The organism is Bacillus sp. ISL-75 (assembly GCF_018613095.1).
Map to the genome: position 1 here is coordinate 32,383 of NZ_JAGGQX010000030.1, position 15,852 is coordinate 48,234.

Consider the following 15,852-nt stretch of genomic DNA (forward strand, 5'->3'; position numbering starts at 1 on the left):
AAAATCATATATCTTCACTGATTAAGCTCCTTACACCTAAGGGGCTTTTTGCATATTAATCAATACTTATAAGTCATATTGACATGCAAACGGGAATAAAATCCAAGAATGAATGGACTTCGTTGGAGGTCAGCATTTACTGCATGAAAATAAAGGATAAGAGGTAGGGGAAATGACAAAGAGCTCGTGGCTAGTATCAATTTTATTAATCTGTAGCTTAATAATTATTGCCGGATGTACAGAAAAAACGAAAACAGTAAAGAAAGTTGAAGAAAAAGTATCTGAACAAGGACAACAAAAGCCCAATAAAACACCACCAGAACCACAGAAAGAAGAAAAACCAAAACCAATTACGGTAAATGTCATTGATCCGAATACAAATGCTATTTTGGAAACCTTTTTACCGGTGGAAATGGGTTTTGGAACCGATAATGAAACCTATAAAAAGGAACTTGAAAAATGGGCAAAGGATTTAGCAAGAGGGACGGAAAGTACCAAAGGATATGACCAACGAATGGTTCTTGATAAGATTGGCTCCAATGGTCAAATCATTAAAGGCAAACCAAGAATTATCTTAGAGGAATCAGAGTTAGTTGAAAAGGTCATAACAGCATCGGCAACGGGTGGAGATATTGAACTACCTTTATATGTGACCGAGAGCGGTTATAAACCTGAGGATGTTGACCAGTTAGGGGAAGTTGTCGTGGCTAGCTTTACAACCAGATTTAATAGCGGAGTTGTAGGCCGATCAAAGAATATTCAGCTGTCGGCACAGGCCATTAATAATATCATTGTCGGAGCGGGAGATATTTTCTCATTTAATACTACTGTAGGTCCAAGTGATGCCGCCCACGGATATCAAAAGGCGAAGGAAATTGTAAATAAGCAATTAGTCGACGGTATCGGCGGAGGAATTTGCCAGACGTCATCAACCCTATTCAATGCAGTGGACCAGGTAGGTGTTAGTTATATTGAAAAACATCACCATTCCTTGTCGGTTGGGTATGTACCTGCTGGCAGAGATGCAACCGTATCTTATGGTGGACCGGATTTTCAATTTCAGAATACCACCGGGGCCCCATTTATCATTAAATCCATCTATAAAAAGGGAACCTTAACCATAGAAGTAAGGACATCCTCAACCTACCAAAGTCTGATAGTCAAACAATAATGAGTGTCAGGCACCAAACTTCTTTGGTGCCTTTTCTGCATATTCCTAACCTGCAAGGAGAAAAATACCTTTGGTTCTTTTAGAAAATTGTAGGAGGAATAGTATGAAATTGTTTCAAAAAACGTTTCTTTCCTTATCGATCCTAGCACTTGTGGCGATAACGGGAAATCAAAGTGCTTCAGCTCGTGCCCTAAGGGATATGGATAATCAATTTCAAACTGTTACTAAGCCTCAAGTTGTAGAGGTTAGCAGACAGAAACCAACTATAGGAAAGGATCAAGGGTTATCTGAAGAATATCATGGACATAAATCCAACCGTCCAGAAACGGTCAATCCCAAAAAGGGAAAGCCACCGGCCGCAAATAATCGTTTCATTCAGGTCCAACTATTAGGGATTAATGACTTGCATGGCCAATTAAATGTGACTCGGAAAGTAAACGGGAAACCGGCCGGTCGGGTCGATTATTTAGCAGCCTATTTAAAAAAGCGTGAAGCAGAAAATAAAAATACGCTATTGGTTGAAGATGGAGACATGGTTGGGGCCAGCCCTCCAATTTCGGCCCTTTTACAGGATGAACCAACAATCGAGATCTTGAACAAGCTGGGTTTTGACATCGGTACTGTTGGTAATCATGAATTTGATGAAGGCTTAACGGAACTGATGCGCCTCATAAAAGGGGGAACACATCCGAAAACAGGCAATTTTGCAGGTTCAAACTTCCCATGGATTGTTGCCAATGTGGTCAATGAGAAAACAGGAAAAACGATTCTGCCTCCTTATCAAGTGATCAAAGTAAATGGGATACCCATTGGTTTTATCGGTGTGGTAACTACTGAGACTCCAACGCTTGTTGTCCCTAGCGGTGTGGCAGGATTAAAATTCACGGATGAAGTAGAAGCAATTAATCAGAATGTAGCGGAATTGAAAAAACAAGGAGTAAAATCGATTGTCGTTTTAGCCCATAACCCAGGCACTTCAGGTCCAAACGGAGAAAATCCAGCAGGGCAGCTTGTCGATATCGCAAACCGGGTCGACGATGAAGTGGATATCATCTTCGGAGGCCATAATCATGCCTATATGAACGCAACGATTGACAATAAACTAGTTGTTCAATCCTATTCCTATGGAACTGCTTTCTCTGATGTTGATATTGAGATAGATCCTAAAACAAAGGATATTGTCTCAAAAAGAGCTGAGATTGTAACTACCTTTCAAGAAGGAATCGAGCCCGATCCCGAAATAAAGAAAATGATAGAAGGCTATGAAGCAAAAATAAAACCGATAGTTAATCAAGTTGTTGGCTCTTCATCTGAAAGTCTGACGGCCAAGCATAATGAAAATGGCGAGTCAGTACTTGGCGATTTCATTGCGGATGCACAAAGGAAAGCGTTGAATACCGAATTAGCCTTTATGAATCCTGGCGGCATTCGAGCTGATATTGATCCTGGCGACATCTCCTGGGGAGAAATATACACGGTACAGCCCTTTAATAATGACCTTGTCAAAATGTCGATGACGGGACAGCAGATCCGAGAATTGCTCAACCAGCAGTGGGGGGCAACAAAAACGAACATGTTGCAGATTTCTGGCTTAAGCTATACTTGGGATCCAAATAAACCAGAAGGGCAAAGGGTAGTGAGCATCAAGCTTCCAGATGGCACGGAAATGGATCCTAATAAATCCTATTCTGTGACAGCGAATATTTTTCTTTCTGGAGGCGGAGATGGATTTACTGTATTTATCCAAGCTGAAAACAAAGAAGTCGGTCCCGTTGACCTTGATGCATTAGTTAACTTCAGTAAAGCCCAGCCAAAACCGTTCACTTATGGCATTCAAAATAGAATACAAAAGGTTCAGTGACATCCTTGGTGTTTTAAAAAAAGGTTCAGGCCAGATAGGTTTCATTTTTATTTAATAATAGACTTGAATTATTTTGGTGACTATACTATTATTTAAATTAATTGATTCACTATATATTGTTTCAATAAATAATAATCAAACTATATATTGTGTTAGCCTTAAGAGACGATGCCATTGTGGCTTAATAGGGAATCTGGTGTAAATCCAGAACTGCCCCCGCAACTGTAAATGCTGACGAAATGAGCAAACCACTGTATAAGAAATGTCTAATCTATTAGGTACTTATATGGGAAGGGTTCAAAGTAGGAAGAAGCATGAGTCAGGAGACCTGTCTTTCTTAAGATGTTTCAACTTCTTCGGGGATTGAGAAGATGAACGGTGGCGACAGGAGGCATTGGATTTTTTTATTCCTTTTGTAGTGTATCGTTTCATCCGCTCAATTACCGTTGAGCGGATTTTTTTATTATAGGGGGAAATGTATTGATAACTAAGGAGATTCAAACAGAATTTAATTACGTATTAGAATCTATTAATCAAGTTTCAGAAAAATATCAGATAGATACTACGGAGCTTAAAGAGCAAATTAGTAAACTGGATGAAACAGAGGGGGAAGCTAATCACCAAGCTTTATTATATGCTGTGAATCAAATTGCAATAGACCAACCAAATTGGACATTTATCGCTGCCCGTTTATATCTGAATGAATTATATAGAAAGTCAGCAAAAAATCGAGGCTATAATCGTTCTTTAAAATATGGAGATTTTTATAGGTTAATAAAAGAATTGACTGATACCGGGATATATTCTCATAATTTACTTAGCTTATATAGCAAAGATGAAATCGAGCAACTAGCAAAAGAGATAAATCCAGATAAAGATTTATTATTTAATTACATAGGGTTATTTTTACTAGCGGATCGCTATCTGGCTCAAGATCATAATAGAAATGTATATGAACTCCCGCAGGAGCGGTTCATGATTATTGCCATGACGATTATGAAGGATGAAAAGGAGTCCATCCGCTTACAACTTGTAAAGGAAGCGTATTGGGCACTTAGTAATTTATATATGACGGTTGCTACCCCCACTTTAGCGAATGCAGGCAAAAGCTTTGGGCAGCTTTCCTCCTGCTTTATTGATACAGTAGATGATTCCCTTGATAGCATCTATTTAAATAATTGGGATATTGCTCGGCTAAGCAAGGATGGCGGAGGTATAGGGATTTATTATGGTAAAGTTCGTGCCCTTGGTTCCGATATAAAGAAATTCAAAGGAAACTCTTCCGGAATTGTACCATGGATTAAATTGTTAAATAATACAGCTGTCAGTGTTGATCAGTTAGGTCAACGTCAAGGTGCCATTGCGGTTTACCTAGATTTGTTTCATAAAGATATCATGAACGGTTTTCTCGATTTAAAAACCAATAATGGGGATGAACGCCGTAAGGCCCATGACATTTTCACGGGTGTCACCATACCAGACCTGTTTATGCAAAAATTAGAAGAGAAAGATGAGGATGGAAGAAGTATTGGGCAGTGGCATACATTTTGTCCCCATCAAGTAAAACAATTTATGGGCTGGAAGGATGAAAAAGGGAACCTGCTAGGACTTGAGGATTTTTATGATGAAACGGATGTTAAATTCTTTACAGAGAAATATGAAGAGGCCGCAGGTAACCCGCTTCTTCCTCGTAAAACCTACCGTGCCATGGATATTATGACACGAATCATGGTTGCTCAATTAGAAACAGGAACACCATACATGTTCTATCGTGATGAAGTAAACAGGCAAAATCCGAATAAGCATGTATTGGGTACGGGCCGAACTTCTATTTACTGCAGTAATTTATGTACAGAAATTGCTCAAAATATGTCCGCAACGACCATAGTAAACGAATACCAGAATGAAGAGGGCAATATCGTGATAATTCGGAAGCCTGGTGATTTCGTTGTTTGTAATTTATCGTCTATTAATCTGGCAAAAGCAGTCCCTGCAGATGTTTTAGAGCGTTTAATTAGGATCCAAGTACGAATGCTCGATAACGTGATTGATTTAAATACAATCTCTGTTGGACAGGCTCAACTTACAAATAAAAAGTACAGAGCCGTGGGTCTTGGTACATTTGGATGGCACCACCTACTAGCTCTTAAAGGGATTTACTGGGAATCTGAAGCAGCGGTAAATTATGCAGATCATCTGTATGAGGACATTGCATTTTATACGATCCGTTCATCAATGGAACTAGCAAAGGAGAAAGGGTCTTATAGTCTATTTAAGGATTCAGAATGGCATACAGGAAGTTATTTTGAACGGAAAAATTATCAATCGAAAAGATGGAATGACCTAAAAAGAGATGTCGTCAATCATGGCATTCGGAATGGTTGGTTAATGGCTATTGCTCCCAATTCATCCACAGCGAAAATTGGAGGTTCCACTGATGGAATCGATCCTATCTATTCTGTTGAATATGCAGAGGAAAAAAAGAATTTTAAATTTAAAGTTACTGCACCGGATTTAAACCATATCACATATGACTATTATCGTCGCTCGCGACATGAATTAGATCAAGTGTGGAGTATTAAACAGAATGCGGCACGTGGGCGTCACATTGATCAGGGCATTAGCTTTAATTTATATGTTAGGCACGATATAAAAGCAAAGGACTTACTTAACCTGCATATGGAAGCTTGGAAGCAGGGACTAAAGACAACGTACTATGTTAGAAGCACATCTCAAACAGAAATTGACGAATGTGATGCTTGCCATAGCTAACATCTTTTAGAATAGATTGGAGAAGATTATTTTATGGATATTCATTTACCGCTATCAAGAATAAAACTGTTAAATCCCGAGTTTCCCAATAAATCAACCGGTATTATTAATGGAAAATCATCAGGCTTACTCAACTGGAATGATATTGCTTATCCACAGATATACGATTTATATCAGACTTTATTGTCAAACTTTTGGAAAGCTCAAGAGATTAATATGCAAGATGATATAAAACAGTGGGACTTTCTCAGTTCAACGGAGAAAGATGTCTTTTTACGAATAAATACACAACTTGCTTCTTTAGACAGCCTGCAAACACCAACAATGTGTCAAGTAATGGATTATGTGACAGATTCTAGCTTTAAAGCAATATTTGCTGTCATCGCCCAGCAGGAAGCGGTGCATAATGAATCCTATTCCTATATATTAAGTTCTCTTGTACCTTTAAATGAACAAAAGGATTGGTTCAATCAAGCCAAAAATGATCCAATCGTTCAAAAAAGAAACCAATTGATATTAGATGCATATGAAAGTTTCCGTGAGAATCCTACACCACAAAATTTATTTCAACTAGGTGTGAATTCTATTAATCTAGAGGGTATTTATTTTTATGCTGGCTTTGCTTTTTTCTATCATCTTGCCCGCCAGCAAAAAATGCTTAAGACAAGTACGATGATTAGTTATATTCAACGGGATGAAATGCAGCATGCGTATTTCATGGCACAGTTTCTGCGAATACTTTTAACAGAAAATCCGGATTTACATACAGAGGCTAACATTGATTATGTGTATAAAGTGGTTGGACAAGCTGTCCAACTTGAAAAAGAGTGGGCACATATGATTTTGAGGGATATAGATGGTATTGAATTGAGCGAGTACGAAAGATACACCGAATATCTTGCAAATAAACGACTGCGTCAGATTGGTTTACAGAACTTATATAAAGAAAGGGTAAACCCTATGCCTTGGATCCATGTTTTCAGTGATGAAATGATGAATGGAACAAAATCCGATTTTTTTGAACAGAAGTCAAGAAGCTATGCAAAGGTAACACAATCAAACGGTTTCGATGAATTATGAAAATTGCCATCGTATATTCTTCCAAAACAGGAAATACTGAAGAATTAGCTCAACGAATTTTTCATTTATTTTTAAAGAAGAATGTAATGGTTTCTCTCTTTCGGATCGAGCAATTTCGAGTTAGGGATTTATCCCAGTATGCGGCTATTGTGATCGGAACCTATACTTGGGGAAATGGCGAAATTCCTCAAGAAATGATGGAGCTTTATCGTGCATTCGAAACTCAGGACGTAAAAAAGGTACTGACAGGTGTAATCGGCACAGGGGATAGTGGTTACCCGCAGTTTTGTGGAGCTGTTGATGAATTTAAGGATATGCTTTACGTACACACAGATTTAATTGCCACCCTAAAAATCGAGGTTAGCCTCCAAATGAAGGATATTGATCGGTGTAGTAGATTCGTGACTATCTTTTTGGATCAATTAAGCCGGATGCAAGGTATAGGGTAATTGCAGAGGAAGTTTGGAATTAGTAGTCCAATTCGGTTTTTTTGCTCCAAATAGAGTCTAAATGTGATTATTTCCGAAAAATTCAGAAGAAAACCCTTGTAGCACAAGGGTCAGGCTGTCGAGAAACTTTCGACAGCCTCTTATTTTCTACAATAACTTTAACAATTCACCGCGTTAATTCGTTATAATATTATTAATATATAGGCTTTGCAACATGTCTGTTGATTTGCGCGGAAGGCACGGAGACTCCTGCGGGAGTACGGGGCAGGGGAGACCCCGCAGGAGCATAGCGACGAGGAGGCTCCCCNNATACCCTTTCTCGACAATCTGACCCTTGTAGCACAAGGGTTTTTCTTTTCCTATATTATTAATAAGACCGTTCCAATTCCTCAATTAAAGATACGACATACTTCTCAGCTCTAAATATTTAATCTATTGATTGACCGGTTATTTTTTGGGATGGTATTATTTAACTGTTAGAGATTGAAAGCGTTTTCTGAGTATAGGGGGAAAGACAAATGAACGAAAAGGTTGTTAAAGCAATACAAGATGAGTATCCAGATGATTTTGCCTGGTGTTATGGCTGTGGTCGATTGAACGATGGGGGACATCATTTTCGAACTGGCTGGCAGGGTGAACAAACAGTAACTATATTCACACCAGAAGCAGAGCATCTTGCACTTCCAGGTTTTGTTTATGGCGGCATTGTTGCCTCGTTAATAGATTGTCATGGAACAGGGTCTGCTGCATTGGCGCTTCATCGAAAAAATGGACATGAAGCTGGTGATGGAGAGGAGCCCCCAAGATTCGTAACGGCTTCCTTAAATGTGAACTTTCTCAAGCCCACTCCACATGGTATACCATTAAAAGCAATCGGAACTGTACGTGAAATACACCCTAAAAAGTTTAAGGTTGAGACAGAGGTTTATGCGAATGATATTCTCTGTGCTCGTGGAGAGGTCGTCGCTGTTGTCATGCCTAAATCCTTTCTTAAATAGGTATTTAATATTCAGTTTTAGCCGTCCTACTATTGGGAATCGGCTTTTTTTGCTTTATGAAGGTAACTCGGAATAAAAGTAAGTTATTCTACCATGTATTAAATCAAATTTAAAAAATCTATGTTAGATACCATTCCACATTTACAGAAAAACACAAAAAGGTATGCAATACTGACTTTAGAGTAATAAATGGTGACCCTATTTGATAAAAAAGGGTTATTAGTCTTAAAACAGGGGGGGGAGCCGAATGGTTCGTACATTTGCTCAGTTTCTCACAATACTAGTAATATATTTGACTGGAACAAGGCTCGTTACTTGGCTTGATCTACCTGTCCCAGGAAGTATTATTGGTATGGCGCTCTTATTCATTGCATTAATGTCAGGTGTTTGTAAGCTCAAATGGGTTGAAGCAGCCGCTCAGCTGCATATCAAACATATAACTCTTCTATTTATTCCATTTATCGTAGGTGTTTGGCATTTTGCAGGGATTTTTAGAGTAGATGGAATAAAATTAGCAATCATCCTAGCAGCAAGCAGCCTGGTTGTTCTTCTTGTTACAGCTTTTATTGCTGAGTATTTAGAAACTAAAAGAAAAAGGAGTAAACAAAATGGGAACAATGATTTCTAATATATTGTTATGTACCAGCATTACTGTTATGAGTTATGTAGCAGGAGATAAGGTGTTTAAAACTTATAACAAGGCATGGTTAAATCCGTTATATACAGTAACTGTGTTCATCATTGGTTTATTGACGCTTTCTCATATACAAGTGGCCCAATATTCTTCTGGAACAGGAATATTTTCACTTTTATTAGGAACCGCCACTGTGTCCCTCGCAGTTCCCTTATATAGACATGTAAGAATTATTAGAAAAAATTTCTTAATAATTTTCTGGGCGGTTATGCCAGGCACAATAACTGGGGTAATTTCAATTGTCTTGTTGACGAAGTATTTGCACATGAATAAGGAAATTATGTTGTCGCTTATTCCAAAATCGGTCACTGCTCCAATTGCCTTATCAGTATCCCAGTCATTAGGGGGGATACCGTCACTAACGATTTTGTTTGTTTGTATTTCAGCGGTTTTTTCTTTAATGGTTGGGCCATTTCTTTTAAATTTTACTCGGATTAGAAGCCGAATTGCTAAGGGATTAGCGTTAGGAACCTCTGCCCAGGCAATTGGTGCCAACCGTGCATTTGAATGGGGAGAAATAGAAGGGGTAATGGGGAGCATAGCGATGATTACCTCCGCATTGATCATGTCTATTATGATACCCCTATTATTGCAGCTTTCCCTTTATTAAACTACTCTTAATACTAATTAATAAATTCATTACCGACATCTTAAAACAATTTTAATGAAAATGAAATATTTCTATCTGAAACCAAAAATACCCATCCGTCGTCAAATTAAATAGTAGCAGATAAATAAGGAGGCGAACGGGTGGAGGGGATTAGAAAAATGGCTGTTACCCTAGTGATTGTTTTGGTCATAGGATTTGGTCTAGTTGTCAGCAGTTTTGGTTTTGCGCTTTTTCAGGAGGGAAATCCAATACCATTAATTATTTCTGCAATGAAGCTTCACTTTTCAGATTCTGAATTTGAGCTGTTCTCAAAAACAGAAAAACGAAGCAAATACTTGTCCGAAAGTAGTGGTAATAGCAGTTATAAAGTTGTAAAAAAATATATGAAATTAAAAGGGTGGAAGTTTCAAGAACAAATGGGTACAGGATTAATATTTACAAAAAATGGCGAAGATGCAATCGTGGTGGTAAAACAATTTTCAAGCAATTACTTTATTTGGGAAATTCAGCAACGCTTTTCAAATAGTAAAAGCCTTACTTACTCAAAACAAACCCCTAATCCTTGGATTAGGGGTTTGTGTCTTCCGACTCTGTCACACTATAAAAAGCCTCGATCAATTCATTAAGCTGCCCTAGTTCTTTTTTCCAAAGTGATTCGGGGTTTTGCTTTAAGGATAATAGGGCACTTTGAATAAGAAACTTTCTTGGTGATTTTGTATGGATGATTTCTTCTTGAATAAAATCCAGAAGTTCATTGTATTTGTTTTGTTCTTCTACATCCTGAATGCTTTTCGTTATCGATGCCTTTAACGTTACCGCTATTTTCATCAACTGGGTGATTATCTCGTGATTGTTTTTTTGGCAGCCAGGGACCCATTTTTCTAAAGTATTTGGTTCTATTAATTGATCCCCTGATTCAGAAACCTCATCAACTATTTTAACCAATCGCGCGACGCTGTAGCGGACAACACTGCTTACTTTTTCTCCAGATTCATGGGCCATTCTATTGTATTGAACATTATATTGTAATATCCCTTGAAACATAATTGCACAATCTAATAGGAATGGTTTTTTCTGTTCGCCGAAGATGTCGATAAACCGATTGTAATACCAGCGAAGTGAATTTAAACGACTCCGTTGGACAAATTGTTTAAGGTCAGCATCATTAGAGGACAATACTTCCTCGTATAGGGTAATTAATTTATTTTTCCGATTAGTAATCATTTGCATTTCCACTTGCTTAATAAAAATCTCAATACTAGAAGGGTTTTGACCGATTAATAAATCGTTTCGATCCTTTTCGAGCCTCTTATAAATTGTTTTATAAATCGCGATTAATAATTCGCTTTTAGATGAAAAATAATTATAAAACGTTCCTTTAGAAATCCCGCTATAGTCTAAAATATCTTGAATAGATGTCGCTTGGAATCCTTTTTCGATGAATAATTGATGAGCCATATTTACTACATGCTGCTTTCGGTCATTCATAAAATCACCTTTATTTCCATTTGTACTATTAGTATAAAAGTATAGTACATTATTTAAAGCATGATTACAAACCCATAATTTTGCAGGTTTTTTTAATTGCAAAAATTGAACTCTGCGTATATTATTATGTAAGTGTGAAACAGGTGTATAAAAAAATGAACATATATTATAGGGGGAAATTCAATGGATCAAACCATAAAAAAGACTGCTGGCCCACCGTATGGCGTTCTTGCCATACTGATAATCGGAGCTTTTATTGCATTCTTAAATAATACATTATTAAATATAGCACTACCTTCAATCATGACTGACTTAAAAATTGACCCATCAACTGGTCAATGGTTGATAACCGGTTTTATGTTAGTAAATGGGATTCTGATTCCATTATCAGCATTTTTAATTCAAAAATTTTCTGTACGGCAATTATTCCTAGCAGCCATGCTTTTATTTACGTTAGGAACTGTATTAGCTGGCTTTGCTCATGCCTTTCCACTATTATTATCTGGTCGGATGATTCAGGCTTCTGGGTCAGCGATTATGATGCCCTTGTTAATGAATGTAATGTTAACCAGTTTTCCAGTTGAAAAACGTGGATTAGCAATGGGGGTTTTCGGGTTAGTATTAATGTTTGCTCCGGCAATTGGACCGACTTTATCGGGTTGGATTATTGAACACTATGACTGGAGAATGCTCTTCCATTTTGTTACACCAATCGCGATTCTCGTCGTATTGCTTGGCTTTTTCTTACTTAAAGATAAAAAAGGTAAGGTTGATATTCGTCTTGATTTCTTATCTGTGGTGTTATCAAGCGTAGGTTTCGGCGGAATCCTTTATGGATTCAGTTCAGCTGGTAAAGAAGGATGGGATAGTCCGCAAGTTTATGGGACGCTTGCAGTTGGGCTCATTTCATTGGTAACATTTATTTTGCGTCAATTAAGACAAGAACGGCCACTTCTTAACTTCCGGATTTATAAATATCCAATGTTTGCATTATCTTCTGCTATATCCATGGTAGTTACAATGGCGATGTTTTCAGGGATGCTTCTTCTACCAATTTATGTCCAAAATGTTCGCGGGATTTCCCCGATAGATGCGGGTTTATTGTTGTTGCCAGGGGCAATTCTAATGGCCATTATGATGCCGATTACAGGTAAACTTTTTGATAAGTTCGGTGGTCGTGCTTTAGCTATTATTGGTTTAGCTATTACAGTGATAACAAGTTATTTATTTAGTAAATTAACACTGGAAACCACCTATACTCATTTAATTATTTTATACACGATCCGTATGTTTGGTTTTTCGATGGTAAATATGCCAATAACGACAAATGGCTTAAACCAGTTACCAGCACGCTTTTATCCACACGGGACAGCGATGAACAATACGATGTCGCAGGTATCCGGTGCGATTGGTACAGCATTGTTGGTAACGGTGATGACAACCCGTGCAAAAACACATGCAACTGAACTAATTGAAGCAGCGAAAAAAGTTGTACCTAATCCGTCAGTAAAAATAACGGAAGCGATGCAATTAAAAATGCAGCATGATATTCAGATGAAAGCAATGCTAGAAGGTATTAATGATGCTTTCTTTGTAAGTGTATTTATCGCTGGTCTCGCTTTGGTTCTTGCCTTATTTATTAAACGGGCAAAACAAGCAGAAGATCCAGGTGAGGTAAAACAGACCTCTCATAAGGTAAAAACGAAATTAGCGGAAAATTAAATAGCAATTAGAGGGGTGGCTTTTATATAGTCACCTCTTTTTTTGGCAAAATAACATTATCACATTTGCTTTTTTACTCATAAACACTCAATATTAAAATAGAAAAGTGAATCATAGGAGGACATTCCTGATGTTAAAAGACCAAATCAAACAGTACATATCTGAACAGCAAAATAACCCAAACGGCAATAGTATTACCATTTTTAAAGAAGAAAAAGAGTATCTCGAAAAAAATCAGCTGGGTAATAATATCCAATTTTCGGAGAAGGATGTTAGTGTGCGCTTTGCAGACGCCTACATTGAACGTTGTGATAAAGAAACAGAAAATATGCTAAAGAATGAATCGTCTTCATTCTTGACTCAGCCTCTCGATTACTTAAAAATGCATAAAAATGAATTTATTTATTTAGAATCCAATTGGTTTGATTTAATTGGTGTTGAGGCTGTTTCATTAGAAGCGGATGATGTATTTGGGACATACGATGTAATGTTGGGATTAAAACTGCAAAAGAAATTTGAAAAAGCGTTAAAGGAAAATTTAAATAACCAATTACATGGGGATGAAGCAAAATTCGACTTAATGTTCAGCTTGGAAGATGGATTATGGAATTTGAATTTTGCCCTAAACTATGTGGAAGGTTTTAACGAAGAAATATCCATAGGTGAGGCGTTCCAGCTCATTTATCGCTTTTTATTTCAGTTGGTTGAGGCCGTAGAAGGGGAAAGGAAATAGAAATACCCAAAAGCGCATGGATGATTTTCCATCCATGCGTTTTATGATTCCTTTGCTTTAACTATATCGAGAGGAGAGATGGTAGAACATGCGAGTCATTTCCTTGTGCCCTAGTAATACTGAAGTCATGGAATATCTGGGTTTAACACACTTATTAGTAGGAGTTGATGACTTTTCCGATTGGCCAGCCTCAATCAAAAATCTACCAAAGTTAGGTCCTGATTTATCGATTAACATGGATCTAGTTGAACAATTGCAGCCTGATATGGTCCTTGCTTCTTTAAGTGTTCCAGGGATGGAAAAAAATATTGAGGCTCTAAAGAAACGAGATATCCCCCATCTTGTTTTAAATCCACAATCATTAACCGATATTGAAAACGATTTAATCACAACCGCTGGAGTTCTTGGCGAACAAGAACGGGGAGTGGAGGCGGCTCGGCAATTTCGTTCCCGGCTTGAAAAAGTAAAACAGCAGAGTGTTAATCAAATTTACCGACCACGTTTGTACTGGGAATGGTGGCCAAAGCCGATTTTCACACCAGGAAAAATAAATTGGCTCACGGAGATATCCGAAGCTGCTGGTGCAATGAACATCTTTCACGATATTGAATTGGCCAGTGTCCAAACGGAGTGGGAAGATGTAATAAGTCGCAAGCCCGATTTTATTTGTCTTGCTTGGGTAGGAGTGAGGAAAGATAAGATTCAAAAAAGCCTTGTTAAAAAGAGAACTGGATTTGAAGAACTAGGATTTAAAAGTGATGACCAGATTCTCATTCTTGAGGAAGAACTGTACTGCCGCCCCTCACCAAGACTACTCGATGGATTAGAAAGGTTAGTAGATTTGATTCATAGATTTAAATGACCACAGAAGCACTTTTTTTATTTTTGGGTAAATGAAACAGACTTCCATTTTACAAAGGGATCGTAAATTTTCTCTGTACGGTAAATGAAAAGGGAGGGTTTTACTCCCTCCCTAAGAATTAACTAAAATCCTGCTCTGTAATCGAAATGGCTGAACCCGTTGATGTGTGCTGGTTTACCCAGCCTAGCGAGGTTTCCGAGACATTAGTCCAATTGGGTATTTCTTCCTTATGCTGTTCAACCCAACTCATGCAGTACTGTGGGTCAATATTATAATCGAGGCACTGGGCTAGGAAAGATTGAATCGTTTCTTGGTTACAATTTTCCCATGAACCACAAGTATTACTCCACACATTCTCTATTTTCGTTTGCAGCGATACATCATTAATAAAGTTACTAAATTGGAAATCGTTAGGCATCCATGTTCCTCCTTTAAAAAATTTTCACTTCCTCAGTATGTCCAAGGAAAAAATAATTGAACAAAAATAATCTGTAATATTGACAATTTTATCGTGATCTTCTTTATTTACCTTATTGAATTTTGTATCTTCCTTTTTAGGGTAAGATAGAAAGTCAAAATTATACATCTAAGGATTAATATTCTTCATTATTCACGAGGATTGTGCAATAATCTTAATGATACCGATTTTAAAAAAATCTTATCTATTTTGATAAAGAAATTTTGAGATAAAAGGTTGGATAGAAAGGGGATATATTGTGAGTATCGGAAAAAAAACGGCACTTGTTCTAGGTGCTAGCGGACTAGTAGGAAATGAATTAGTAAAAACCCTCATCCAACAAAATAATTATGAAAAAATCCATTTGTTAGTACGAAGACCGGTTGAATTCAATGATCCATCATGTGAAGAACATATTGTTGATTTTGATCAGCTGCATAAATACCAAGAATTGTTTCATGTAACAGATGTTTTTTGTTGTTTAGGGACTACTATTAAAAAGGCAAAAAGCAAGGAAGCTTTTCGAAAAGTAGACTATGAATATCCGGTCGAGGCAGCAAAAATCTCATCAAAAACTGGAGTAGAAAAATATCTCATTATTACAGCGATGGGGTCAAATTCTAAATCATTAATTTTCTACAATCAAGTGAAGGGACAAGTTGAGGAAGCTCTAGGTAAGTTAATTATACCATCGGTTCATATTTTCAGGCCATCATTATTGTTAGGAGAGCGGACAGAGTTTCGTTTTGGGGAAAGAATTGCGGAAAAAGCAAGTGCCTTTTTAAATTTACTCATGGTTGGCGCATTACGGCCTTATAAAGCGATTGAAGCAAGGAACGTCGCAGCAGCAATGGCAGCCGTGGCCCAGACTGAAAAAAGTGGTGTGAATATTTATCCTTCACATGAGATTGAAAGAATTGCAAGAGAAAAAAATTAATAAGATTTGAGAGGTTAG

The 15,852-nt window shown here is 37.5% G+C and carries 15 protein-coding genes and 1 riboswitch; of the genes, 13 read left to right on the top strand and 2 right to left on the bottom strand.

All coding sequences use genetic code 11. The features are described 5' to 3' along the window. Positions 1-172: 172 nt before the first annotated feature. The 9 genes from J7E63_RS13870 to J7E63_RS13910 all read left to right on the top strand — a co-directional run bounded on the left by J7E63_RS13870 (position 173) and on the right by J7E63_RS13910 (position 10,261). Positions 173-1,171 carry a VanW family protein gene (locus J7E63_RS13870; protein WP_215013206.1) on the top strand — a complete coding sequence of 333 codons (999 nt, stop codon included), beginning with the start codon at positions 173-175 and terminating at the stop codon, positions 1,169-1,171. A gap of 103 nt (positions 1,172-1,274) precedes the next feature. Then, entirely contained in the window at positions 1,275-3,032 is a 1,758-nt protein-coding gene (locus J7E63_RS13875) for a bifunctional metallophosphatase/5'-nucleotidase (RefSeq protein WP_251033532.1), read from the top strand. A 148-nt stretch (positions 3,033-3,180) separates the two neighbouring features. Then, positions 3,181-3,382, top strand: a riboswitch (cobalamin riboswitch). Positions 3,383-3,527: 145 nt separating this feature from the next. Then, entirely contained in the window at positions 3,528-5,804 is a 2,277-nt protein-coding gene (locus J7E63_RS13880; RefSeq protein WP_374193735.1) for a ribonucleoside-diphosphate reductase subunit alpha, read from the top strand. Positions 5,805-5,837: 33 nt separating this feature from the next. Further along, on the top strand, positions 5,838-6,884 hold the full coding sequence (locus tag J7E63_RS13885) for a ribonucleotide-diphosphate reductase subunit beta (protein ID WP_215013208.1): 1,047 nt from the start codon (positions 5,838-5,840) through the stop codon (positions 6,882-6,884). Continuing rightward, positions 6,881-7,333, top strand: a complete 453-nt coding sequence (locus tag J7E63_RS13890) for a flavodoxin domain-containing protein (protein ID WP_215013210.1) — start codon at positions 6,881-6,883, stop codon at positions 7,331-7,333. Before J7E63_RS13885 ends, J7E63_RS13890 begins: the two co-directional genes overlap by 4 nt. Positions 7,334-7,851: 518 nt before the next feature. Then, entirely contained in the window at positions 7,852-8,331 is a 480-nt protein-coding gene (locus tag J7E63_RS13895) for a PaaI family thioesterase (protein ID WP_215013211.1), read from the top strand. 247 nt (positions 8,332-8,578) lie between these two features. Beyond that, positions 8,579-8,959 carry a CidA/LrgA family protein gene (locus J7E63_RS13900; RefSeq protein WP_215013213.1) on the top strand — a complete coding sequence of 127 codons (381 nt, stop codon included), beginning with the start codon at positions 8,579-8,581 and terminating at the stop codon, positions 8,957-8,959. Further along, positions 8,940-9,635, top strand: coding sequence for an LrgB family protein (locus tag J7E63_RS13905; RefSeq protein ID WP_215013215.1), 696 nt, complete (start codon positions 8,940-8,942; stop codon positions 9,633-9,635). Before J7E63_RS13900 ends, J7E63_RS13905 begins: the two co-directional genes overlap by 20 nt. A gap of 140 nt (positions 9,636-9,775) precedes the next feature. Further along, positions 9,776-10,261, top strand: coding sequence for a hypothetical protein (locus J7E63_RS13910; RefSeq protein ID WP_215013217.1), 486 nt, complete (start codon positions 9,776-9,778; stop codon positions 10,259-10,261). Here the strand turns inward: J7E63_RS13910 and J7E63_RS13915 are convergent. After that, positions 10,203-11,123 carry a TetR/AcrR family transcriptional regulator gene (locus tag J7E63_RS13915; protein WP_215004425.1) on the bottom strand — a complete coding sequence of 307 codons (921 nt, stop codon included), beginning with the start codon at positions 11,121-11,123 and terminating at the stop codon, positions 10,203-10,205. The two genes, J7E63_RS13910 and J7E63_RS13915, sit on opposite strands and share 59 nt — an antisense overlap. Before the next feature lie 183 nt (positions 11,124-11,306). On the opposite strand from J7E63_RS13915, the gene J7E63_RS13920 reads away from it, so the two are divergent. The 3 genes from J7E63_RS13920 to J7E63_RS13930 all read left to right on the top strand — a co-directional run bounded on the left by J7E63_RS13920 (position 11,307) and on the right by J7E63_RS13930 (position 14,440). Continuing rightward, positions 11,307-12,845, top strand: coding sequence for a DHA2 family efflux MFS transporter permease subunit (locus J7E63_RS13920; protein ID WP_215013224.1), 1,539 nt, complete (start codon positions 11,307-11,309; stop codon positions 12,843-12,845). Positions 12,846-12,975: 130 nt separating this feature from the next. Beyond that, the gene (locus J7E63_RS13925; protein WP_215013226.1) at positions 12,976-13,578 is read left to right on the top strand and encodes a branched-chain amino acid aminotransferase; all 603 of its coding nucleotides are present in this window, start codon (positions 12,976-12,978) and stop codon (positions 13,576-13,578) included. Between the two features lie 88 nt (positions 13,579-13,666). Next, positions 13,667-14,440, top strand: coding sequence for a cobalamin-binding protein (locus tag J7E63_RS13930; RefSeq protein WP_215013227.1), 774 nt, complete (start codon positions 13,667-13,669; stop codon positions 14,438-14,440). Between the two features lie 118 nt (positions 14,441-14,558). Here J7E63_RS13930 and J7E63_RS13935 read toward each other — a convergent pair whose 3' ends face one another. Continuing rightward, the gene (locus tag J7E63_RS13935; protein WP_215013229.1) at positions 14,559-14,858 is read right to left on the bottom strand and encodes a hypothetical protein; all 300 of its coding nucleotides are present in this window, start codon (positions 14,856-14,858) and stop codon (positions 14,559-14,561) included. Positions 14,859-15,162: 304 nt separating this feature from the next. Here J7E63_RS13935 and J7E63_RS13940 point away from each other — a divergent pair, with 304 nt between their 5' ends. Beyond that, entirely contained in the window at positions 15,163-15,834 is a 672-nt protein-coding gene (locus J7E63_RS13940) for an NAD-dependent epimerase/dehydratase family protein (protein ID WP_215013531.1), read from the top strand. Positions 15,835-15,852 lie beyond the last annotated feature (18 nt).